This window comes from Mycobacterium ulcerans subsp. shinshuense, from assembly GCF_002355775.1.
Taxonomy (GTDB): domain Bacteria; phylum Actinomycetota; class Actinomycetes; order Mycobacteriales; family Mycobacteriaceae; genus Mycobacterium; species Mycobacterium marinum.
On record NZ_AP017624.1, the window covers coordinates 4,403,738 to 4,426,404 of the forward strand.

Sequence of the window (22,667 nt, forward strand, 5' to 3'; positions counted from 1 at the left end):
ACGCAATCCGAGATCGCCACAAGGCTTTTGGCCAAAGCCATCTCCGTCTCCGCGGCCGTTCCGGCCGGCCGCACCAGCCCGGCTGCCCCACTGACGCCGTCCCACCTTTTGACCGCGACCGGTCGGCACCCGCGAACCCGGGCGATGTGGCCGTTTTCATGCGAGCCGACTAGCGAGGGCTTACCGTCAATGGTTGCTGGGCCGGTGATTGGACTCGGGACGACACGTCGGGCCTGTTGATAAAGTCGCCAGGATTCGGGTTGGGTTGAGGAGGTCAGCAATGGGCGAGGCGCCAGACTCGCGTGTGGGGTCGATGTTCGGCCCTTACCACCTCAAACGGCTCCTGGGCCGGGGTGGCATGGGCGAGGTCTACGAGGCCGAGCACACCGTCAAAGAGTGGACAGTGGCGGTCAAGCTGATGACCACCGAATTCAGCAAAGACCCGGTGTTTCGCGAGCGGATGAAACGCGAAGCGCGCATCGCCGGACGTTTGCAGGAACCCCACGTGGTGCCGATCCACGACTACGGCGAAATCGACGGGCAGATGTTCCTGGAGATGCGCCTGATCGAGGGCACCGACCTGGACAGCATCCTCAAGCGCTTCGGCCCCCTGACCCCGCCACGTGCGGTGGCCATCATCACCCAGATCGCCTCGGCGCTGGACGCCGCGCACGCCGACGGGGTCATGCACCGCGATGTCAAACCGCCCAACATCCTGATCACCCGCGACGATTTCGCCTACCTGGTCGACTTCGGGATCGCCAGCGCCACCGGCGACGAGAAACTGACCCAGTTGGGCACCGCGGTGGGCACCTGGAAATACATGGCGCCCGAGCGGTTCGCCAACGAAGAGGTCACCTACCGCGCCGACATCTATGCGCTGGCATGTGTGCTGTTCGAGTGCCTTAACGGATCCCCGCCCTACCGGTCAGACAGCGCAGGCACGCTGGGCACCGCCCACTTGATGGATCCTGTCCCGCAAGTAAGCACGGTGCGCTCGGGGATCCCCAAGGCCTTCGACGCGGTAATCGCCCGCGGCATGGCAAAAAAGCCCGAGGAACGCTATGCGAGCGCCGGGGATCTAGCCCGCGCCGCCCATGACGCACTCAGCAACCCCGATCAGGACCACGCGGCCGACATCCTGCGGCGCAGTCGGGAATCCACGCTGCCCGGCACCGCCGCGATCACCCCCCAACCGCCGACCATGCCCGCCGTCACCCCGCCACCGGCCATGCCGTATGCCGATCCGGCCAGTTCGGGGCCGTTGCCTCAGTCCGCACCGACCGGGCAGCCCGGGTGGGCGCCCGCGAGCGGTCCCATCCCGGCCGCACACCAACCGGCCCAAGTCCCGCTGTACTACCAAAGCGGCAGCTGGGCAAGCACGCCGCCAGGCACGCCACCGCAACAACCCGTCGGGCCGACGCCGTGGAACCAGCCACCACCCAAACGCAATCCCTGGCCGATCGTTGCCGGCGTTGCCGCACTGGTGTTTGTCCTCATCGTTGGCGGGATCGGCGTCTGGCTGGTGACCAATTCCGACTCCACCCCCAAAGCGGGCCCCGGCACTACGGGCAGCACCACCACTACTTCCCCCAAACCGGAGACCACCAGCCCCGAGACGACGACCACCCCGGCCGGTGACCCTCAGGCCCGGTTGCTGAGTTACCTGCCGTCGGGCTACGCCAGTGGTGTCTGCACCGCAACCACGCCCAAACCCAACAGCGTTTGGACGGGGGCGGTGGCGATGTACAACTGTGGGCAGAACACCAACGATGGCGGACCAAGTCGCGCTGTTTATGGGCTGTTCCCGAGTCTGGAAGCACTCAAGCAGGCCTTCAACGACGACATTGCCGCGGTGGATCTGGCCAATTGTCCGGGCGAGGGCCCGTCTCCCGACGGGTGGCACTATGACCGGACACCGGACGTGACGGCCGGAATGATCGCCTGCGGGACCTACAAGAACCACCCGAACGTGATCTGGAGCAACGACGACAAGCTGATGCTCAGCGACGCCTTCGGAGACCCGGCCACCCTCGACGAACTCCACACCTGGTGGGCGAAGTACGGGTGAACCACTCCTCGCCGGTGCGCCGATCGGCGCTGCGGTCACCGGGTGGCGTTCCGGAACAGACGGCCGTGCCCCACTAGTGGGGCAGGCGACCGCCGAGCATCCTCGTGGCTTGCGCCGCGGCGCTTAGCACGTCGGCGAGCAACCCTTGGGCCCGCTGCGGGGCAGCCGGAAGCTGGGTCCGCTGATCATCGAACACCGGCGCGGACAGTCCGGCGGCACCTTCGTCACGCTTACCGGCGGTAAACGAGAAACCGCTCCGGCAGGTCTGCCAGGTTCGCCGCCAGTCGGTGCACGGTAGACGCGGGAAAGCCGGTGCGAGAATGGATTTCGGCGAGAGTCAGTGCCGGCTCGGCAGGGGTCAATGCATCGAGAACCCCGCGGACCTTCGACCTATACTCCCGCCGCAGAAACCCGGTGACCGTAGCAGCCAAGCGCTGTCTCGCGGAATGCGACCGCCGACGAAGGCAGACATCTGTCCGCGATCCACCCGATCGCGATGGGCCTGACCAGTTGCGCATCATCAATCGCGATTTCGATGATGTCAGCGGGCCTTGCCGTCGCCTGCGGCAGCACCCCGACCCCGAGATTCGCTCCGATCAAGCCACGCAGCGTCCCGACGTCGGTCCCTTCGAACGCCGGGGTCGGATCTATGCCGTGGCGGGCGCACGCCGCATCAACGATGCGACGCAAAGTGTGGTCACGGTCGAGCACCACGAACGGATAGGCGGCCAGTTCGGGAAATCTGATCAGCCGGCGACCGGCGAGTGGATGATCAGTGCTGACCACCGCATAAAGTTGCTGAGTGAATAGCGTCTGCCAGGCTATCTCGCCGTAGCCTTCGAAGGCGGCCGGAAAACTCAAGCTCACATCGGTAACACCGCTGACCAGGTCGCTGAGCACACCTTGACCGGAACGTTGATGCAGTTCGAACCGCGCCTGCGGAAACCGGCTGTGATGCAGGCGAATCAGATGCGGCACCGTCTGCATCCCCAGGGAGTGAAGAAAGCCCAGTGCTACCGTCCCGCCGCTGACACCGGCGAGCTCACGCACGTTGTCGATTGCCGAAGAGACGCTGCGTTGGGCCAGCCGGCTGCCCACCAGTAGAGCCTGTCCATATCGATTGAGCTCGTTGGTGCGGCCTCGCCGGGTGAACAGTTGCACGCCGATCTCAGCCTCGAGCAGCGTGATGGCACGACTCACCGCAGACTGCGACACCAAGAGCTGCTCGGAGGCGCCCCGAAGCGTGCCGCATTCCGCAACGGCCTGAAAGTAGCGCAATTGATAGAGCTCCACCGGCCCAGGATACTTGCGCAAAACTGAACAGTTCTTCGAAACCTTGTGCTAGACGCAAACCTGGTTGGTTCCTAGCGTGGTCGTAGACCCCGAGGAGACCACAAGATGAAACCCATTCCGCGCAGTTTGTTGTTCACACCGGCAACCAAAACCCAGCACTACCTGACCGCGGCAGCGGTGCATGCCGAGGCACTCATCCTCGATCTCGAGGACTCGGTGGCCCCCCGCGACAAGGCGCAGGCTCGCCGGGACGCGCTGAATTTTCTTTGCACCACAACGCCGGCGAAGACGATGGCGGCCATCCGGGTCAATGCCCCCGATACCCTGGATGGCTGGCGGGACCTCACCGCGTTGCTCGACTCTGCGGCCGACCCAGATTTTCTGATGCTCCCAAAGGTGCAGTCCGCGGCCGAGATCGGCCTGGTCAAACGCCTGCTTCGGCAGTCACAGAAGACAACTCGACTCATCGCGACCGCCGAAACCGCTGTTGTGGCGGCAAATCCGGACTGCGCGCTCGACCCGCGCCTGGTCGACGCAGTCATCTTCGGCAGCGCCGAAATGGCAGCCGACCTAGGCGCAGAACCGTCCGCCGCCGTTGTGCGACATGCTCGCAGCACCATCCTCAGCCACGCCGCCGCCGCAAAGATACCGGTCATCGATGCCCCGTTCTTCGACATCGACGACATACCCGGACTGCGCCAGGCCGTCCGCGAGGCCGTCGCAGAAGGATTCGCCGGGAAGGCGGCAATCCATCCCGATCACGTAGCGCTCATCAATTCCGGATTTCTTCCCGGTCAATCCGAAATCAATTGGGCACGCGAGGTATTCAAGTCTGCTCAGGCAGGCGCCGGGTCCGTTGGCGGTCGAATGGTGGACGAGGCGATGGCCCGCCGCGCGCGCGGCATCCTTGCCAGAGCTCAGGGTGTGAACGAGGAGGAACCATGCATGAGCTGATTTCGGCCTATCGGGAAGTCGCGCCCGGCGTGTACCGGGAAACCGCGGGCTTGTACTACGAAGATTTCGTCGTCGGCGACACTTTCGAGCATCGACCAGGCCGAACGATCACCGACACCGACAACATCTGGATGACCCTGCTGACCATGAATACCCAGCCCGTGCATTTCGATGCACGCTATGCGGCAGCTACCGAGTGGCAGAAGATGCTTGTCGATTCCACGTTGACCATCGCGATGCTGACGGGGATGAGTGTTCGGACCGTCAGCGCCAAGGTAGTTGCCAATCTGGGGTGGGACAACGTTCGCGCCTGCCACCCCGTTTTCGCAGGCGACACGCTTTACGCCAGCTCCACCGTGCTCGCCAAACGCGAGTCGAAAAGTCGTCCGAGCCAAGGCATTGTGTCGGTTCAAACCCAAGGGACCAACCAGGACGGAGTCGTCGTGATGACCTTTGAACGCACCATGCTGATCTACAAACGTGCCGGTTCACCCGCGGGTGAGGCGAACTACTGATGGAAAATTGCGTTGCAGTCAAGGACCACGCCGCCCTATACCGCGCCAAGCTAGCCGATCCCGACACCGCCATACTGGCGGTCACCTCTGGATCGGCGGTGGCAGTCGGCCAAGCCGCCTGCCAGCCACCAGCGCTGCTCCAGGCTCTCGCGGCCCGCGCCGAACGCCGCGAGATCGATCGCGTCCGGCTCTTCTACTACCACGCCGAGCGGCCGATGGCCGATACCGTACTGCGTTACGAATTGATGGGGCGGTTCCTGCCCAACTCGATGTTCCTGCAAGCCGCCGAGCGAGACTTGATCGCCCATGGCGAACACGACGGACGCAAAGTTGTGCAGTTCATTCCGAATTCGTTCAGCAATGCGGTACGGCTATTCACCGAAACCATCTCTGTCGATACAACTATCGTGACGGTCTCCCCGATGGATGAGCAAGGCTACTTCACGTTCGGAACCAACAACGACTACACCAGTTCGGTGGCCCGGCAGGCCCGCCACCTCATCGTCGAGGTGAACCCCAACATGCCACGAGTCTTCGGACACTCGATGCTGCACGTCGATGAGGTCGACGCCATCGTCGAAAACGACGCCCCCTTACCCGAGCTGCCGCAACGCCCCATCAGCGAGCTCGATCGGGTCATCGCAACCCATGTTGCCGCGCTAGTGCCCGAGCAAGCCTGCCTGCAGATCGGCGTGGGTGGACTGCCTCAAGCGGTATGCGAACAGCTAAGAGACCGTAGCGATCTTGGTATCCACTCCGAGGTATTCACCCCTGCGCTGGCCGACCTGGTGCGCCGAGGAGTTGTCACCGGGCGACACAAGGCGATCAATCGGGGCGCAGCCGTCTTCACTTTCGCGCTCGGCGATCGCAAGACCTACGAATTCATGGACAACAACCCCAAGTTGGAGAGCTACCCCGTCGACTATGTCAACGATCCTGCGGTGATCGCCCGCAACGACAACGTTGTCTCGGTGAACTCGACGATCGAGATGGACCTAACGGGCGCGTGCAACTCCGAGCATGTCAATGGGCACCAGTTCACCGGCGCGGGCGGTCAACTGGACTTCGTGCGTGGTGCCTATGCCTCGCGCGGGGGCAAGTCGATCATCGCATTCGCATCGACCACCCGCGGCGGGACGATCAGCAAGATCGTTCCGCGACTTTCCGGACCCGTAACCACGCCGCGCAACGAAACACACTATGTGGCTACCGAGTTCGGAACCGTCAATCTGAAGGGCCTGTCGAGTTCCGCCCGCGCCGAGGCGCTGATCGGGCTCGCGCATCCCGACTACCGACCGTGGCTAGCCGAGTGCGCACAACACATGCACCTCATCTAGAAGGGAACCTTGCACCGATGATGAACAACGACAGCCCGGACAGTCAGCTTGATGAGGACGAGGCGATGCTGGTGGCTACTGTGCGGGCCTTCATCGACCGCGACGTGCGGCCCAGCGTGCGCGAGGTCGAACACGCCAACACCTACCCGCAGGCCTGGATCGAGCAGATGAAACGCATCGGCATCTACGGCCTGGCCATCGGGGAAGCCTACGGCGGATCGCCGGTGTCGATGCCGTGCTACGTCCAGGTCACCCAGGAGCTGGCCCGCGGATGGATGAGCCTGGCCGGCGCCATGGGCGGACACACCGTGGTGGCCAAACTGCTGATGCTCTTTGGCACCGACGAACAAAAATCCACCTACCTGCCAGCCATGGCCACCGGCGAGCTGCGCGCCACCATGGCCCTGACCTACCCGGCGGCGGTTCCGAACTCCAAAACATGTCCACCACCGCGATGGCTGACGGACCCGACCAGCTGCTGATCACCGGCGCCAAGACCTGGATCAGCAACGCCCGCCGCAGCGGGCTGGTCGCCCTGTTGTGCAAGACCGATCCCCACGCCACACCCCGCCACCACGGCATCTCGATCGTGCTCGTGGAACCGGGCCCCGGCCTGAACATCTCAGCCGACCTGCCCAAACTGGGATACAAGGGCGTGGAAGCCTGCGAACTGTCCTTCGACAACTACCGGGCACCGACCTCCACGATATTGGGAGGCCAACCCGGTCAAGGGTTTTCACAGATGATGAAAGGACTCGAAACCGGCCGCATCCAGGTCGCCGCCCGCGCCCTGGGCGTGGCCAGCGCAGCACTCGACGACGCCCTGGCCTACGCCCAGCAACGCCACAGCTTCGGCCAACCGATCTGGAAACACCAAGCCATCGGAAACTACTTGGCCGACATGGCAACCAAACTCACCGCCGCCCGCCAACTCACCCACTACGCCGCCCAACGCTACGACAGCGGCCAGCGATGCGACATGGAGGCCGGCATGGCCAAACTCTTCGCCTCCGAAACCGCCATGGAAATCGCGCTCAACGCCGTCCGAATCCACGGCGGCTACGGCTATTCCACCGAATACGACGTCGAACGCTACTTCCGCGACGCACCCCTGATGATCGTCGGCGAAGGCACCAACGAAATCCAGCGCAACGTGATCGCCAGACAACTGATAGCCCGCGGCGGAATCTAACCGCCGCCGGGCGTCGTCAGCAGCCCGTTGTTCATCGCGCCCAGTGTTGGGCTTCCCGAGGTGAGTCGACTAGCACGGCGTCGAGTCCGACCTTCTTGGCGAGCTGGTAGTCGTCGGCAGTCTTGACGGCGAAGCCCATGACGTTCATCGGGGATCCCGACTTGAAGCACTCGACGGCGGCCGGGTCCCATAGCTGCGCGTCTACCTTTGAGGTCCCAACACCCAACGTGAATTCTTCGGTGATCGTGATGCTCCGGTGCAACTCAAAGCCGGCCCACTTGCCAGGATCCGGCGCTGGGTCACAGTGATGGTTCAGCGCCATGTCGAGAAGTCGCTGGCGGGTGATGTCACGGCTTTCGGCGACTCGCAGATGCTGCTGAGCCGCTGCCTCGGTGATGGTCGCATCGGTGGAGTAGACGGTCGCCCGTTCCGCCGCACCGGTCTGGTTCAGCACCCGCGCGACCGCCGATACCACCGGCTGTGCGGGAGTCTGCTTGAGATCCAGAAACAGCGCGATATCGGGCGGGACCGCGGAGATTGCCTGTTCGAGCGTGGGTATCGGCGTAGGCCGCTGCCGGTAGGGATAGCCGTCGACGCCCGGCTCGGTGAAATTCCAGCCCGCGTTGAGCTGCTGTAACTGCCCGGCGGTCTTGGAATTCACTGGTCCCGCTCCGTCGGTCAACGTCGCCAGATCACTCGGCCGGTACAACACCGCCACCCCATCCTCGCTGGCCTGCACGGTCAGCCACACACCGTCGACACCGGATGAAACCGCGTTCGTTATCGCTAGCAGGGTGTTTTCCGGGAAGTCGGCCGCGCCCGCGCGATGGGCGATGATCATCGGCCCGGAAGCCGCAGTGGACGGCGCCGCCCCTGCCACGCAGCAAGCGCCTCCCAGCACGGCAACCGCCGCGACCGCACCCAAAATTGCCGATCTCATTCGTCGATTCCCTTCACGAGTCCCCGCCCTACAGCGCCACACCGCTGCGCAGCGAGGGTCAACCATGCGCGGTCATTGTGACCAAAGTAACTGCCCGACAGCGCATCTGCCCGGACCGGACTGCTCTTCGAGCCATACCCTAGCTGCCGGATGGAAACGGTGACACGGTCCGCTCCCGCAATGGGTTTGGGTTCAGTGCTGGGATCGCAGTGCGATGCGTGTTTGGGTTTGGGCCACCCCTGCGGCGGCTTTCAGCCTGCGCAGGAGGCGATCTAGGTCGGCGGTATCGCGAACCCGGATGTGCAGGAGGTAGTCATAAGGCCCGGTTACGTGGACAGCGTCGCTGATGGCGGGGTCCTTGGCCGCCCATGCCAGAAACTGGTCGCCGTCCTGTTCTGATCGAAGACGCACGTCGACGAATGCCTCGATTCCTCCGTTCGGAGCCTTTTCTGCGGCGAGCACTGCCCGGTAGCCGAGGATGACGCCGGTGGTCTCTAGCCGTCGGACTCTTGCCCCGACGGCGTTCGTGCTAAGTCCGATGGCGCGCCCCATGGCACTGAAAGATGCTCTGCCATCCTGGGCCAAGATGTCGACAATTTCACTGTCAATGTCGTCCATACTGAGAATTTACTGGCTGAGCTGAGACATTTGTCATCGCAAGGTTGGACTCGGCGCGATAGTGGGTAGCCATGTCAGTTGTTGCGGGGATTGCCTCGGCGTTCGGAGTCGGACTGGCCGCCGGGCTTGGCGTCGCGGTGCCGTTAGGCGCGATTGGCGTGCTGCTGCTGCGAGAGGGAGTCGAGCGAGGAGTTCGTCGCGCCGCGGTGGCGGCGGCCGCGGTGTCGTGTGTCGATGTGATGTATTGCGCCGCAGCGATGCTGGTCGGACGTTTTGCGGGGCCGGCGGTCGAAGGCTTGGGCTCCTGGCCCGAAGTCATCGGCGCACTCCTGCTGGTTGTGGTGGCCGCGGCGGGAATCGCACGAGGGTTGCGGCGTTGCGAGCCGGCGACTCAGCACTGGCAATCACCGCGCTCTAGCGATCGATTCGCGTTCTTTTTTGGCCTGACCGCGATCAACCCCGTAACGTTGGTCTATTTCACCGCGATAGCCGCCACACTGGAACAGTCGCTGGGGGGCAGCGCCGCGATCGCCGTTGTCACCGGCGTCGGGCTGGCGTCACTGCTGTGGCAGTTGTTGCTGGTCTGGATCGGTGCGGTCGTTGGCGCTGGTAGCACTGCCCGCACCCGGCGCCTGACCATCCTGGTGGGTAACGTCGTCGGCGGCGCCCTCGGGGTAGTCATGCTGGCCTCCGCGGCCCGGTGATGCCTCACCGGCCGGCGCCACACGGACAAACCGACCGACGATGTCCACTGATGTCCACGGACGAATCGTCAAACGCCAGTGAGCCGTTGGTCCGGCCCGCCATCAGCGTCCAGGTAGTTCGACAGTTCGACGAGGTTATTGCCGGGGCCGCGCACATACACACTGATGATCGGCCCACAGGCGCCGGTTCGCTGTACCGGCCCGTCCACGATCGGCACTCCCGCCGCGTGCAGTTGCGCCGCGACCGCGTCCATCGGATCCTCCACGATCAGACAGAGATCGGCGCTTCCGGGGGTGGGACGCTGGGCTTTCGGCTCGAACTCGGCGCCCCGCTGGTGCAGGTTGATCTTCGACCAGCCAAATCGCAGCGCTCTACGCCCGCCGCCAAACGTTTCCTGCTCCATGCCCAGCACCCGCGTGTAAAACCTGATGGTGGCGTCGATGTCGGCAACCGTGAGGACTAGGTGGTCGAGGCGGTGAATCTTCATGGCTTCCCTATCCGTCTGTGCCGACTGTTACTCGGCGGGCCCCGAGGGGGGACGGGACACGGCGCACGGAGCACGGCTGGCGGCGCGGTGCGGGTGCGATGTGACGGCCCAACTCGAGGGCGCGCCTAGCACCCGGTGCAACGCCGACGATGTCGCCCGCAATCGGCCCTGTCGACCACATTGGGTAATGCAACCCACAGTATGGCAACGGACTCCTCCGGCCACCCGCCCGTCTGGCCGGCATGTCCGGCACGCTCCCGGCATCGTTTGGGCACCGGGTAGCCCGCAGAGGCCGCGAACTCACCCGCCAGCGAGCCACGTCCGGCCCGGAGCAAAGCTGCACCCCAACCCTTTTCGGCACGACGACGCGGCGCAGCGGCGACAGCCCGGATGGGTTTGCTGCATTCATATCATTCACACATACATCGCTAGCAGCTCTCAGGATCTGTGTCCCATGGCAACATTTGCCTGCGAGTCACGCCGCACCGCCCAATGTGATCTTGATCGCTGATCTTCTGGCCAGCAGCGACGGTAACTGCACCTGGGTGAAACCCAGGCCTCGCGCGAGGCCCGCAAGGCCGGGACTCCATTGCGGTCCAGCACGTCGCAAACCCGTCCCACCATGCAGAATTGCCGCAATGGCTTGGTAGCAAACCGCCACGGATATCGGGCACCTCGGCACGTCCACTCCAAAGCCTTTCGAGTTTCCGGCTGCTCGCGGAACCCGCTAAACGCGAACCACAGCTGCGGCAATTCGCAATGGCATTCGCCGCGAGAATTCGCGACATTTATACACCAGAGATCGATAATAGTTAATAGTTCGATGCCATTAATAGTGTGCCGCGAAACTCTGTCGACCCAAATACCGAGACGGACGTCAGCCACGGACACTTTCCCCATCCCCAAAGGTATTGCGGACCATTTCGGCATCGGCCGAGTCGCCCAGCGCACGCGACGCCCGGGTAACTGGGACGATCGTACAGCGCAACTCCGCCACCGGCCGCTAGCGTGACGCCGAGGCGGCTCGGCCGAGGACGCTTCCCCAGGCCGATGCGCCGGCCCCACGAACGCACGCTGGCCGTGAAGCCGCCGCGAGAAGCGGCCCCACCAGCGCCTGAATCAACTCTATAGCAACATATCTCGCACGCGCGACGCCCGTATCTGATGCATCGACTCGAGGCGGATACCGATTCCGATACGCCCGCCAATGCCCCGCGGAGCGGTTGCCAGCGCCCGGGTCCAGCAACCCGACACGACACTCAGCAAAGTCACAGCAAAGCACCTGGCAACCGAAGCCCATCGAGTCGATCACCAAGCCGAGGACGACTCCAGCTTCAGGATCGTCAACAAAAAAATCGTTGACATCTACCGGAATCAGGATTACTAAGAAGGGCCAAGCCTGTAATTCAATCCGCGCATGCGGCAGGGCTCCGGCGTTGTTGATTAGCAGGCTTGTGAGCTGGGGAATTGTGGATTGAGGAGGTCTAGGCGGCGGTTGGCGGTCAAAGCGGTGATCCGGCAGGCTTCGGCGATGTTGTCGGCGCCGTTGAGGCGGTGCAGATTGATCGCGGTGTTGCGTAGCGTTGCTAGGACCTGTGCGCCGTTTCCGGTATGTGCCCTTTGACGGTCTTCGTCGAAGGTGACGTCGCGTATCCAGTGCAGGCTGTTCTCGATTCCCCAGTGTTGACGCATCCAGGTCATGATCGCGGTAGGGCGGGCGTGCTCGAACGGCAGGCTGCAGATGGCATAGACCACCTCCACGCTGCGCTGGTCGGTGGCGGTGATCAAGCGTTCACGAGTGATCCGGATGATTTGTTTTGCGTAGGGGAAGCCGATTCCTCGTGCAGCGGTGATGATTTGCAGGGTGCGGGTCTCGACACGGCCGTGGCCGCGGGAGTCGTCGGTAGCGGCTGCGGGCACCTCGGCCCAGGGCAGCGCGGTGATACGCGCAAGTATTTTGGCTTGGTTGGACTTGACGATCATCAGGTAGTGCGACTTCAAGGTGGCGCAGATCAACTTCGCGGTGACGACCTGGGTATGCATCGCATCCACGGTGACCAGCCACCGCAAGCTACCCGGCAGCAGCGTGAGCAGGGCACGTACGCAGGGAATTTCATTGCTTTTCTCGGCGACAGCGAGTTGACCGAGCACCAATCGGGCACGGTGGGCGAACACCGACACGAGATGCGTGGCTGTCGCTTTGGCGCGTAAAGCACCACGCAGCATCTTGCCGTCCAACGCGATCGGCACCAATCCACTGGGGTCGCTGCTGGCCACGTGTGCAGTGAAGTAACTGCCCATCCTGGCGTTGAGGTCGGCGGGGTCTAGCCGAGACAAAACAGCGCGGAAGGTCTTCTCACTGGGCCGCCGGAACCGGACCCCTAATTGGGCCAACACATCATCGGGAGCGGTGGCCGCCCATGTGGCAAAACCAGCATAGCCGCGCATCCCCGCGGCAGTGGCCAGAACCGCGATCGCCAACAAAGCCATCAGCGAATACCTCCGACCGCGTGGGTCCCTCGGGTCTGGCACCGAGGCCAACACATCGAGAAACTCCGATCCGATGAGCCCGCTGCGCTCACCAGGACTCCAGCGGTCGAACACCTCTGGAACCGACGACACAGGCAATACTGAAACGATAGGCACGGGCAACTCCAGACCAACGACGAACAGTAACCAACTCGATCGTTCTCCAGATAGTCCGTGCCTACACTCCGGCCCCAATAGCGCGGCACCAAAGATCATCAACCCAGCTCACAAGCCTGCTAATCAACAACGCCGGAGCCCTGGCGCATGCGGTGTGCGCGGAATCGACAACCGTTGGGCAGGTAGTAGCCATGAGCAGAGCCTTCATCATCGATCCCACGATTAGCGCGATCAACGGTTTGCACGCTCTCCTTGGGATTGGATTGCCCGAAGACGGCGGCATCATCGACTCCGCACTGTCGTTCTTTGGCAAGGCCCTAGATGACCTAGGGTCGGCGTTCCCCGGCGATGGTTGGCTGGGTTCGGCCGCCGATCACTACTCCAGCAAGAACCGCAAGCACGTCAATTTCTTCAAAGAGCTGGCGGAGCTGGATCGTGAGCTTCAGAAGCTGATCGCCGATCAGGCCAGCGCGGTCAAGACAACGCGCGAGATCCTCGAGGACGCGAAGAAAGGCCTCGAGTTCGTCCGTCCGGTCGCCGTGGACCTGACCTACATCCCGATTGTCGGGTGGGCCATGTCGGCCGCGTTCCAGGCACCGGTGTGCGCGGCGGCGATGGCCGTCGTCGGCGGAGCGCTTGCCTATCTGGTCGTGAAAACCCTGATCAACTCGATGAAGTTGGTCAGCCTGCCGGCCCAACTCGCCAAGTTGTTGGCGGAGGCCGTGGCGGACGTCGTTTCGGACGTGGTCGACATCATCAAGGGCATCCTCGAAGAGGTGTGGGAATTCTTGACCCACCCGTTCGAATTCCTCAAGGACCTGCTGAACAAGCTCGTCTCCTGGGCTTCCTCACTGCTGTCGCAATGGGGATCAAAACTGCAGTCCTTCTTTGGCGGCATCCCCGGCTTGAGCGGTATGGGCGGCGGCTTGTCCCAATTGACCAGTTTCTTCAGCTCAGCCGGGGCAGCCGGTTCGGCCGGGTCGGTCGGCGCGGCGGATTCGGCCAGCCTGGTCAGCTCGGCCGGCTTGCCCGGCGGGCTCGGCCTTGGCGGCGGGTCCGGCTTCGGCTCCATGCCCAACGTGGCCCAGCTGCGTTCGGCCGCGACACGCCAGGATCCGCGTCTGACCAGCGAGGGCCCAACCCGAGTCTCCAGCGCACCGGTCGGCGAACATGCGCAAGCGGCTTCCGCGCAGGGGGGCCAGGGCATGGGCGGGATGCATCCCGCGTCGGCCGGATCGAAAGGCGCGACCAGCAACAAGAAGTACTCGGAAGGCGCCGCGGCGGGCACCGAAGATGCCGAACGCGCGCCAGTTGAAGTTGGGGTGGGTGCCGCTGCGCGGATCGCGGAGCGACGCGCCGGCTAGCCCCACCTGACCAGCCGGATCGACCGCGCAAAGCAACGCTAGACGGAAGGGATACCACCAATGACGGAGAACCTGAAAGTGCAGCCCGAGCTCCTCGGTGTGCTGGCGTCGCACCACGACAATGCGGCGGCCAGCGCCACCTCCGGGACCGAAGTCGCCTCTGGGCTAAGCGAATCGGTGACGGTCACTCACGGTTCGTACTGCTCGCAGTTCAACACCACGTTGAAGATGTATGAAAGTACCCGTTCCGCCCTTGGCTCCTCGCTCAATAGCGACGGTATCGACCTCGCCAAGAATTTGCGCACGGCGGCACGCGCATACACCGAGGCCGACGACACGTGGAGCAAGGCGCTCGGATCGTTATTCAGCTGAACAGCTTCGGTGCGTGCGTCGCGCTGCGGCGTACACACGGGGCAGCTTTTCGATTTGGCCGACGCGTGCGCGCGAAGCCAACTTCGCCATGCTCGACACCAAGGTCAGAAGGGACGCGGTGGTGAACTTGCCCGGAAACGACTTCGACAGCGATGATTTCGATGCCGTAGATCTCTGGGACCCAGACGGAAAGCAGCGGTGGACAGCCGACCCGATTGTCGGCTTCGCCGGGGCAGGGGCCCAGGACAGCGAAGCCAGCGCGGATGACTCCCCCGCGCCACAGGAGCAACCGGAAGAAGACGAGATCGCAGTATTCACCGTAACGAATCCTCAAGGAAGCGTAGCGGTTTCGGCGTTGATGGACGGCCGGACCGAAGATATAGAGCTGTCGAAGAAGGTGGCACGGATGAGCGAGTCGCAGCTCGCCTCCGAGATCCTGGTGCTGGCAGACTTGGCTCGCCAGAAGGCGCAGGCGGCGCAATATGCCTTCATCCTCAACAAGCTCACGCACGCCGCGGACGGAGATCAACAACGCGTCCAACAGTTGCAGGACTTCGTTGGCAACACGTGGAGCTTGCCATCGCCGGAGGAAGCGGCCGCCGCGGAGGCTGAGGTGTTCGCGACCCGCTACGGCGACGACCGCTCCGCCCACGACAGCGCCAGCGAGCAATGTGGTTTCGCCTGACCAACGAGGTTGACCGCCGCAACGGGTGCGTGCCCGCTCGCTGACCCGCGCACGGCGAACTCGAGCCCGCATGGTTGCCCCGACCGAGTAGCCACCACGACCCGACACAATCCTGACACCCGTTTCCTGGGTCCAACGTTGCTAGTGTCGGCTGGGTCGCGGTTGGTTTGGAGGGTCAACGATGAGCGAGGCGCCCAGTGCGCGCGCAGGGTCGATGTTCGGCCCCTACCGCCTCATCCGCCCTCTGGGCCGTGGCGGGATGGGTCAGGTCTACGAGGCCGAGCACACCGTCAAAGGGTGGGCCGTCGCGGTCAAGTTGATGTCGGAAACCTTCAGCAGCGATCCGGTGTTTCGGGAGCGCATGAAGCGCGAAGCCCGCATCACCGGCCGGTTGCAGGAACCCCACGTGGTGCCGATCCACGACTACGGCGAAATCGATGGGCAGATGTTCCTGGAGATGCGCCTGATCGAGGGCACCAACCTGGACAGTTTGCTCAAGCGCTTCGGCCCCCTGACCCCGCCACGCGCGGTAGCGATCATCACCCAGATCGCCTCGGCACTGGACGCCGCGCATGCCGACGAGGTGATGCACCGCGATGTCAAACCGCCCAACATCCTGATCACCCGCGACGATTTCGCCTATCTGGTCGACTTCGGCATCGCCAACGCGGCCACCGACGAGAAACTCACCCAGATGGGCGCCGCGGTAGGCACCTGGAAATACATGGCCCCCGAACGGTTTACCAATGACAGGGTCACCCACCACGCCGACATCTACGCGCTGGCATGCGTGTTGCACGAATCCCTGACCGGGTCTGCGCCCTACCAGTCCAACAACGCCGGGTTGTTGATCAGCGCCCACATGATGGAGCCCATCCCCAAGCCCAGCGCGGTCCACCCGGAAATCCCCAAGGCCCTCGATGCGGTGATCGCGCGCGGCATGGCCAAGAAACCCGCAGACCGCTACGCCAGCGCCGGGGACCTGGCCCGCGCCGCCCACCAGGCGCTCAGCACCCCCGATCAGAACCAGGCAGAGACCATATTGCGGCGCAGCCAGCAATCCACCCTGCCAGGCCAGGTCGTCGAGCAACCTACCCTCGAACACCGGCGGGAGCCCCGTTGCGGGCCGGCCAACCCCCAGCACAGCTCTGGCCCAATGCCCGCCTACAGCTCCGAACCGATCCCCAGGTCGGGGCCCTCAGGGCCGACCCACCCGCCGTCGGGTCCCATCGGCCAGCCGGCCTGGTCCCCCGGCGCGCATCCCGCTGCCCCGGCACACTCCCCCGTTGCGCCCCCGCCCTGGGATGGCGGCATGTCCCCCGGCGCGGCGCCACGCGCGCTGGCGCCGCAACAGCTTGGCGGTACGCCGGCATGGAATCCAGGTGTCCCACAGCGGCCGCCGCGTGCTCGAAATCCCTGGGCGATTGTCTCCGGCGTCGCCGTAGCAATCCTGGTCATGATCCTCGTCGCGATCGTCATCTGGGCGGCCACCCACGATGACAACCCGCAACCAACCGGACAACGAACCACCTCCACCACGGCACGAACCACAACCGGCAGCACGGCCACAACCACACCCGCACCGTCGACCACATCGCGGCGCCCCGACGCCCAAACCCGCTTGATGGGCCTGCTGCCGTCGGGCTACCCCGCGGGTGCGTGCACGCCCGAGACGCGGCCGATGCCGGGCGCAGTGGCATCGGTGAAGTGCAAGAAGAACACCGATGCCGACGGGCCTACCGTGGCCGCCTACGGGCTGTACGCCAACCTTTCGGCGCTCAAGAACGCATTCACCGCGTTCATCGGAACCTTTTCGATCCTCACCTGCCCCGATGGAAAGGCGTCACCAGGAACGTGGTGGCACACGCAGGACCCCAACACCGTCCTCGGCCAGGTCGCCTGCGGCATCTACAAGGGTGCCGAACCGCAGGTGATGTGGAGCAACGAGCGAACGCTGGTATTCGCACTCGTCGCCGCAAAACCGCCCGGACCCAACCTCGACCAGCTCTACGCCTGGTGGTCCTCACACTCATGAACAACCACGACAATCGGAGCTGGGTAGACGCACCGGAGGCGATGCATGCACGACAGGATCGGTGACGCGACGACGAATCCGCCCCGCCTGGAACTCCGGGCCGCCGGACGCACCTGGCATGCCACACCAAACCGGGCCTGGACCATCGGTCGGGCCGCCGAAGCCGATATCCGCCTGGACAATCCACGGGTCTCGCGACTGCACGCGGTCCTCGAGCCGACGCCGGCGGGATGGGTGCTGGTCAACCGCAGCCGCAACGGATCGTTCGTCGGCGGCACGCCGGTGCAGCGCGTGCCGATTCACCAGCCCGTCACGGTGCTGCTGGGGTCCGCGTCTTCCGGACAGGCGATCGAGCTCCACCCCGCTATCCAGGCGCCCGAGGCGCAGCCGGGGCGCAACGTCGCCGCTGCGCCAGACCCGCTGGACGGAACGACAGTCGCCCGGGCGCCGACCACGGTGCACGCCATCGACCAGCTCGTCGTCACGATCGGCCGCGGAGCGGACAACAACGTGGTGTTGAACGACCTGCTGGTGTCTCGGCGCCATGCCGTGTTGCGGCGCTCCGGTGACCAATGGGAGCTGGTCGACAACCACAGCGCCAACGGGACCTACGTCAACGGCAACCGCATTACCCGCGCGCTGATCGGGCCCAACGACATTGTCGGCATCGGGCACCAGCTGATGCACCTCTCCGGTGACCGGTTGGTGGAGTACGTCGACACCGGCGACGTCTCCTATGAAGCGTCCAACCTGCGGGTGGTAACCAAGAAGGGTCGGGTGTTGCTGTCCGACGTGAGCTTCGTGCTGCCACAGCGCAGCCTGTTGGCCGTGGTGGGGCCAAGTGGCGCGGGCAAATCCACGCTGCTGGGCGCCCTAACCGGATTCCACCCGGCGACCAGCGGCACAGTGCGATACGACGAACGCGACCTCTACGACAACTACGCGGAGCTGCGACACCGCATCGGATTCGTTCCCCAAGACGACATCCTGCACACCCCACTGACGGTGCGGCGGGCGCTGAATTATGCGGCGCAACTTAGGTTTCCCCAAGACGTCTCCGCTGAGGAGCGCCGACAGCGCATCGAAGAAATCCTGGCCGAGCTCGGGCTCACGACGCAGGCCGACCAGCGCATCGACAGCCTGTCGGGGGGCCAGCGCAAGCGCACCAGCGTCGCACTGGAGTTGCTGACCAAACCGTCGCTGCTGTTTCTGGACGAGCCCACCTCAGGGCTGGATCCCGGCTATGAGAAGTCGGTCATGCAGACCCTGCGCTCCCTAGCCGATGATGGTCGCTCCGTGGTGATGGTCACCCACAACATCGCCCATCTCAACATGTGCGACCGGTTGCTGATCCTGGCTCCTGGCGGACGTCTGGCCTATTTCGGTCCGCCGCAGCAAGCCTTGAGCTACTTCAACTGCACAGACTTCGCCGACCTTTTCACCCTTCTCGAGCAGGACAAAGCCACCGACTGGACGGCCCGGTTCAATGCCTCACCCCTGCGCGCGGCGCTGACCCCGCACCCGGCCCAACGCCCGGCGCACCCCGCCGCCGCGCGCACCACCAAGCCGGTCGCACAGCAAAGCGCGTTCGCGCAATTCGCGATCCTGTGCCGGCGATACGTGGCGGTCATCGCTGCCGACCGTCAGTATGCGGTGTTCCTGCTGGTCCTGCCGTTGCTGCTGAGCCTGTTCGCCCATGCCGTGCCCGGCAAGGCCGGGCTCTCGCTGGCCAAGGCGATCGAGCTGCGGTCGACCCAGCCCGCGCAGTTGCTGGTGTTGCTGATCATCGGCGGCGCGCTCATGGGCTGCGCCGCGTCGATCCGCGAAATCGTCAAGGAGCAGGCAATATATCGCCGCGAACATGGCATCGGCATGTCCGGCGGCGCCTACCTGGCCTCCAAGCTGGTTGTCCTCACCGCGCTGACCACCGCGCAGGGCCTGATCCTCGGGTTCCTGGGCCCGGCGTTTCTACCCGCGCCCGACCAGTCCATCGTCATGCCCTGGCCGACGGTCGAAGTGGCCGTGGCGGTCGTCGCGGTCACCGTCGTGTCGATGATGATCGGCCTGCTGATTTCGGCGATGATCGGCAACGCCGATCGGGGCATGCCGCTGCTGGTGCTCGTGGTGATGGACCAGCTGGTGCTGTGCGGCGGAATGTTCGGCGTCAAGGGCCGGATCCCGCTGGAGCAGTTGGCGTGGCTGTCGCCGTCGCGCTGGGCCTACGCGATGGCCGCTTCCACCTCAACGACCTGCGTCGCGCCGCGGGCGGCGACCAGGATCCGTTGTGGGATTACAAGGTCAGCAGCTAGCTGATCGCGGCCGGCGCGTGTGTGGTGCAGGCGGCGGTACTGGTGACCCTGATCGCCTGGCGACTCAGGCAGCTCGATCCGCAACGAAAAGCCCGCAGGTGAAACCGGGCTGTCTCAGACGTGCTTCACGACGAATGGGACTGCGCACACGGCCAGCGGCCCGCACGACAGTTGCAGCGACAACAGCCGATACCCGACGTTGTAGACAACGTATGACCAACCGCGCCCGCCAATGCCACCCCACCGCAGCGACAGCATCGTCTTTCCTTCCAATAGCGGGTCCGCCGACAGGGTCGGCGGGGTTCGGCGTTCGGGAAAGCATGTGCCGCAGCGCTTGCCGCATTATTGACGGATCCTTGCCGGCCCATCGGTCAGCCGAGGCCAGGGATTTTGGGCGCGGCGCTGCCCGTCTTGCGCGGGTCGAACGGTCGCCGCTCGCCGCCGGCGGCTTCCCCCTTGGTGATTTGCGAGTGACGCCGCCGTTCCCAGGAAATTGGTAGGGTCGCGACATTGCGAGTTGATTGGGAGGATCAACGATGAGCGACGCGCAGGGCTCGCGAGTGGGGTCCACGTTCGGGCCCTACCGCCTGACGCGGCTGCTGGGCCGTGGCGGGATGGGCGAAGTCTACGAGGCCGAGCACACCGTCAAAGAGTGGACCGTCGCGGTCAAGTTGATGTCGGAAACCTTCAGCAAGGACCCGGTGTTTCGGGAGCGCATGAAGCGCGAAGCCCGCATCACCGGCCCGTTGCAGGAACCTCACGTGGTGCCGATCCACGACTACGGCGAAATCGACGGGCAGATGTACCTGGAGATGCGCCTGATCGAGGGCACCGATCTGGACAATTTGCTCAAGCGCTTTGGCCCCCTGACCCCGCCACGCGCGGTAGCGATCATCACCCAGGTTGCCTTCGCGCTGGACGCGGCCCACGCCGCGGGCGTGATGCATCGCGATGTGAAACCGCAAAACATCCTGGTTACCCGCGAGGATTTTGCCTACCTGGTCGACTTCGGCATCGCCAGCGCCACCACCGACGAGAAGCTGACCCAACTGGGCACCGCGGTGGGAACCTGGAAATACATGGCGCCTGAACGGTTTTCCAACGACGAAGTCACCTACCGCGCCGACATCTATGCTTTGGCGTGCGTGCTGCACGAGTGCTTGACCGGGAGCCCGCCCTATCGCGCCGACAGCGCCAGCATGCTGGTCACCGCGCACATGATGGATCCCATCCCGCAGCCCAGCACCGTCCGCGCCGGCATCCCCAAGGCCTTCGACACGGTGATCGCGCGCGGCATGGCCAAACAGCCCGGGGACCGTTACGCCAGCGCGGGGGATCTGGCGCTGGCCGCCCACGAGGCGCTGAGCAACCCCGATCAGGATCACGCCGCCGACATCCTGCGCCGGAGCCAGGAAGCAACCCTGCCCGGCCCTCCCGACCCCGCCGCTCCCCCGACCATGCCGGCCACCGCGGCCACTCCTCCGGCGCGGCCCGGCCCGGCGGCCACCCCGCCGCGACCTGCGCCCACGCCGCAACAACCGCCCTACTACCCGGCCGCCGCAGCTCCGGCTGCCGGCTCGCCCCCTTCAGGCCCCTCGGCGGTCGCCGGGCCGCCCCGCGGCGTGGCGCCGTCCGGACCCGCGGGACCGTCCGGGCCGATACCCCGGCCCCCGGCGGCCGGCCAGCCCGGCTGGCAGCAGGCGAGCGGCCCCATCCCCGCGAGCCAGCCCACCCCCAGCCCGCCGTACTACCAGGGAGCCGGTTGGGGCGGAGCACCGCCGCCCGGCCAACCCGCCGGCCCATCGACCTGGAATCAGGGCCCGCAGGGTCCGGGACCGCGCGGCCGCAACCCATGGCCGATCGTGGCCGCCGTGGCGATCGTGCTGGTTCTCATCGTCGGTGGAATTGGTGTCTGGATGATCACCCAACCGCCCAAGCCCTCGCCGCCGCCCAAACCGATAGCCGAGGACCGGCTGAGCTCTCTGCTGCTGAGCCCCGCCGAAGTCAACTCCGTGATGGGGGCATCCAATATCCAACCCGGTAAACCCATCACCTCGATGGATGCGTCACCGGTGACGCTGTCGCTGCCGGAATGCCAAGGCGCCCTGTATACCAGCCAAGACCCGGTCTACTCGGGCACCGGATACACGGCTATCAGTGGCCTGGTGGCCTCGGAACCCGGCGATAACAACGACCACTGGGTCAATCAGGCCGTGGTGTCGTTTCCCACGGCCGCCAAAGCCAGCTCGTTTGTGGAGACCATGGCGGGCAAGTGGAAGAACTGTGCCGGTAAGACGGTGACGGTGACGAACAAATCCAAGCCCTACCGATGGACGTTCGCCCAGGTTGTTGGTAGCCCGCCTCGGATCACCATGCTCGAAACCCAGGAAGGCGCCGAAGGCTGGGAGTGCCAGGGCGCGATGAGCGTGGCCAACAACATGATCGTCGACATCAACTCGTGCGGCTACCACATCACCGACCAGGGCGGTGCACTCGCCGACAAGATCGTCGACAAGATCCACAAGGAAACCAAGTACTGAGCTTTGGGCGGTCAGGCCTGCAGATCAGGCCCCTGCGCGCGCAGGTCATCGACCGCTGACATCGCGGTCCGCAGCTTGTCCAGCCACTCCTCGGTGTGCTCACCGACCAGCTTGACCGACCACGCGGGAGCATCGGCGCGGGACCGGGCGACGCCGGCGTCGACAAGCGTGTCCAACACCTGGCGTTCCGGCTGCTTCAGGCGCGTCATCACCGGAACCGCGATGTGGGTGAACAGGATTCGCTCCGTGCCGGCGTCGGAGACAACGTCGACGCCCCAGGACACCTTGCGCGCGTAGCGCTCCTGTGCCTCGTCGGCGATATTCATCCGTTCGGCCCGGGTCTCTTCGCGGAATCGCGAGGCTCGCCCTTCTGAATGCGCCTTGCTCTGCTCCGATCCGGAATTCTCGGGTGCCCCCAACGTGCCGATCACAGTGATCTCCTCCCGGTCCACAACGACGGCGGGGGCGCCCTCGAACCAGTCCTCCGGAAGCCGTCCAGCAAACCAATCGGCGGTATCGCTGGCGTCAGGTTGTTGGGCTTGCTGCCAGCCGCCGGAGCGCCCGTGCCGGCGCCCGTGCATGTGATGATGTGCTTTCATGATTA

The 22,667-nt window shown here is 64.8% G+C and carries 17 protein-coding genes and 3 pseudogenes; 12 read left to right on the plus strand and 8 right to left on the minus strand.

The window, feature by feature from the left end; translation table 11 throughout:
• Positions 1-280 precede the first annotated feature (280 nt).
• On the plus strand, positions 281-2,071 hold the full coding sequence (locus tag SHTP_RS19685; protein ID WP_096371525.1) for a serine/threonine-protein kinase: 1,791 nt from the start codon (positions 281-283) through the stop codon (positions 2,069-2,071).
• Between the two features lie 230 nt (positions 2,072-2,301).
• On the opposite strand, the gene SHTP_RS29875 is transcribed toward SHTP_RS19685, so the two are convergent.
• The 3 genes and pseudogenes from SHTP_RS29875 to SHTP_RS29225 all read right to left on the minus strand — a co-directional run.
• Positions 2,302-2,502, minus strand: coding sequence for a helix-turn-helix domain-containing protein (locus SHTP_RS29875; protein ID WP_081435744.1), 201 nt, complete (start codon positions 2,500-2,502; stop codon positions 2,302-2,304).
• On the minus strand, positions 2,462-3,121 hold the full coding sequence (locus SHTP_RS19695; protein ID WP_231991806.1) for a LysR substrate-binding domain-containing protein: 660 nt from the start codon (positions 3,119-3,121) through the stop codon (positions 2,462-2,464). Before SHTP_RS19695 ends, SHTP_RS29875 begins: the two co-directional genes overlap by 41 nt.
• Positions 3,122-3,190: 69 nt before the next feature.
• Positions 3,191-3,364, minus strand: a pseudogene (locus tag SHTP_RS29225) (LysR family transcriptional regulator); the annotation flags it as partial.
• Between the two features lie 105 nt (positions 3,365-3,469).
• Between SHTP_RS29225 and SHTP_RS19700 the strand changes: the two are divergent.
• The 4 genes and pseudogenes from SHTP_RS19700 to SHTP_RS19715 all read left to right on the plus strand — a co-directional run bounded on the left by SHTP_RS19700 (position 3,470) and on the right by SHTP_RS19715 (position 7,362).
• The gene (locus SHTP_RS19700; RefSeq protein ID WP_096371526.1) at positions 3,470-4,318 is read left to right on the plus strand and encodes an aldolase/citrate lyase family protein; all 849 of its coding nucleotides are present in this window, start codon (positions 3,470-3,472) and stop codon (positions 4,316-4,318) included.
• On the plus strand, positions 4,306-4,833 hold the full coding sequence (locus tag SHTP_RS19705; protein WP_012395734.1) for a MaoC/PaaZ C-terminal domain-containing protein: 528 nt from the start codon (positions 4,306-4,308) through the stop codon (positions 4,831-4,833). Before SHTP_RS19700 ends, SHTP_RS19705 begins: the two co-directional genes overlap by 13 nt.
• Positions 4,833-6,170 carry an acetyl-CoA hydrolase/transferase family protein gene (locus tag SHTP_RS19710; protein ID WP_015356747.1) on the plus strand — a complete coding sequence of 446 codons (1,338 nt, stop codon included), beginning with the start codon at positions 4,833-4,835 and terminating at the stop codon, positions 6,168-6,170. The genes SHTP_RS19705 and SHTP_RS19710 overlap by 1 nt, the downstream gene beginning before the upstream one ends.
• A gap of 17 nt (positions 6,171-6,187) precedes the next feature.
• Positions 6,188-7,362 (plus strand): annotated as a pseudogene (locus tag SHTP_RS19715) (acyl-CoA dehydrogenase family protein).
• Positions 7,363-7,393: 31 nt separating this feature from the next.
• Here the strand turns inward: SHTP_RS19715 and SHTP_RS19720 are convergent.
• Together SHTP_RS19720 and SHTP_RS30175 are read right to left on the minus strand one after the other, a co-directional pair.
• Entirely contained in the window at positions 7,394-8,302 is a 909-nt protein-coding gene (locus SHTP_RS19720; RefSeq protein WP_020788201.1) for a glycerophosphodiester phosphodiesterase family protein, read from the minus strand.
• 192 nt (positions 8,303-8,494) lie between these two features.
• Entirely contained in the window at positions 8,495-8,920 is a 426-nt protein-coding gene (locus SHTP_RS30175; RefSeq protein ID WP_096371528.1) for an Lrp/AsnC family transcriptional regulator, read from the minus strand.
• Between the two features lie 71 nt (positions 8,921-8,991).
• Here SHTP_RS30175 and SHTP_RS19730 point away from each other — a divergent pair, with 71 nt between their 5' ends.
• Positions 8,992-9,624: a hypothetical protein gene (locus tag SHTP_RS19730; protein ID WP_096371529.1), complete on the plus strand. Its 633-nt coding sequence runs from the start codon at positions 8,992-8,994 to the stop codon at positions 9,622-9,624.
• 68 nt (positions 9,625-9,692) lie between these two features.
• Here the strand turns inward: SHTP_RS19730 and SHTP_RS19735 are convergent, their stop codons facing one another.
• Positions 9,693-10,112, minus strand: coding sequence for a VOC family protein (locus SHTP_RS19735; RefSeq protein ID WP_096371531.1), 420 nt, complete (start codon positions 10,110-10,112; stop codon positions 9,693-9,695).
• 1,443 nt (positions 10,113-11,555) lie between these two features.
• On the minus strand, positions 11,556-12,758 hold the full coding sequence (locus SHTP_RS19745; protein WP_420873027.1) for an ISAs1-like element IS2404/ISMul1 family transposase: 1,203 nt from the start codon (positions 12,756-12,758) through the stop codon (positions 11,556-11,558).
• Between the two features lie 191 nt (positions 12,759-12,949).
• On the opposite strand from SHTP_RS19745, the gene SHTP_RS19750 reads away from it, so the two are divergent.
• The 6 genes and pseudogenes from SHTP_RS19750 to SHTP_RS19780 all read left to right on the plus strand — a co-directional run bounded on the left by SHTP_RS19750 (position 12,950) and on the right by SHTP_RS19780 (position 22,063).
• The gene (locus SHTP_RS19750; protein ID WP_096371534.1) at positions 12,950-14,122 is read left to right on the plus strand and encodes an EspA/EspE family type VII secretion system effector; all 1,173 of its coding nucleotides are present in this window, start codon (positions 12,950-12,952) and stop codon (positions 14,120-14,122) included.
• A gap of 60 nt (positions 14,123-14,182) precedes the next feature.
• Positions 14,183-14,494, plus strand: a complete 312-nt coding sequence (locus tag SHTP_RS19755; RefSeq protein ID WP_096371535.1) for an ESX-1 secretion-associated protein — start codon at positions 14,183-14,185, stop codon at positions 14,492-14,494.
• Positions 14,495-14,615: 121 nt separating this feature from the next.
• Positions 14,616-15,179, plus strand: a complete 564-nt coding sequence (locus SHTP_RS19760; RefSeq protein WP_172607302.1) for a secretion protein EspD — start codon at positions 14,616-14,618, stop codon at positions 15,177-15,179.
• Between the two features lie 181 nt (positions 15,180-15,360).
• Entirely contained in the window at positions 15,361-17,214 is a 1,854-nt protein-coding gene (locus SHTP_RS19765; protein ID WP_096371537.1) for a serine/threonine-protein kinase, read from the plus strand.
• Positions 17,215-17,259: 45 nt separating this feature from the next.
• A pseudogene (locus tag SHTP_RS19770) lies at positions 17,260-19,625 on the plus strand (FHA domain-containing protein).
• A gap of 434 nt (positions 19,626-20,059) precedes the next feature.
• On the plus strand, positions 20,060-22,063 hold the full coding sequence (locus tag SHTP_RS19780; protein WP_096371538.1) for a serine/threonine-protein kinase PknH/PknJ: 2,004 nt from the start codon (positions 20,060-20,062) through the stop codon (positions 22,061-22,063).
• Positions 22,064-22,074: 11 nt separating this feature from the next.
• Here SHTP_RS19780 and SHTP_RS19785 read toward each other — a convergent pair whose 3' ends face one another.
• Complete coding sequence (locus SHTP_RS19785) at positions 22,075-22,662, minus strand: ATP-binding transcription factor AbmR (protein WP_197706199.1); 588 nt, start codon at positions 22,660-22,662, stop codon at positions 22,075-22,077.
• Positions 22,663-22,667: the final 5 nt, after the last annotated feature.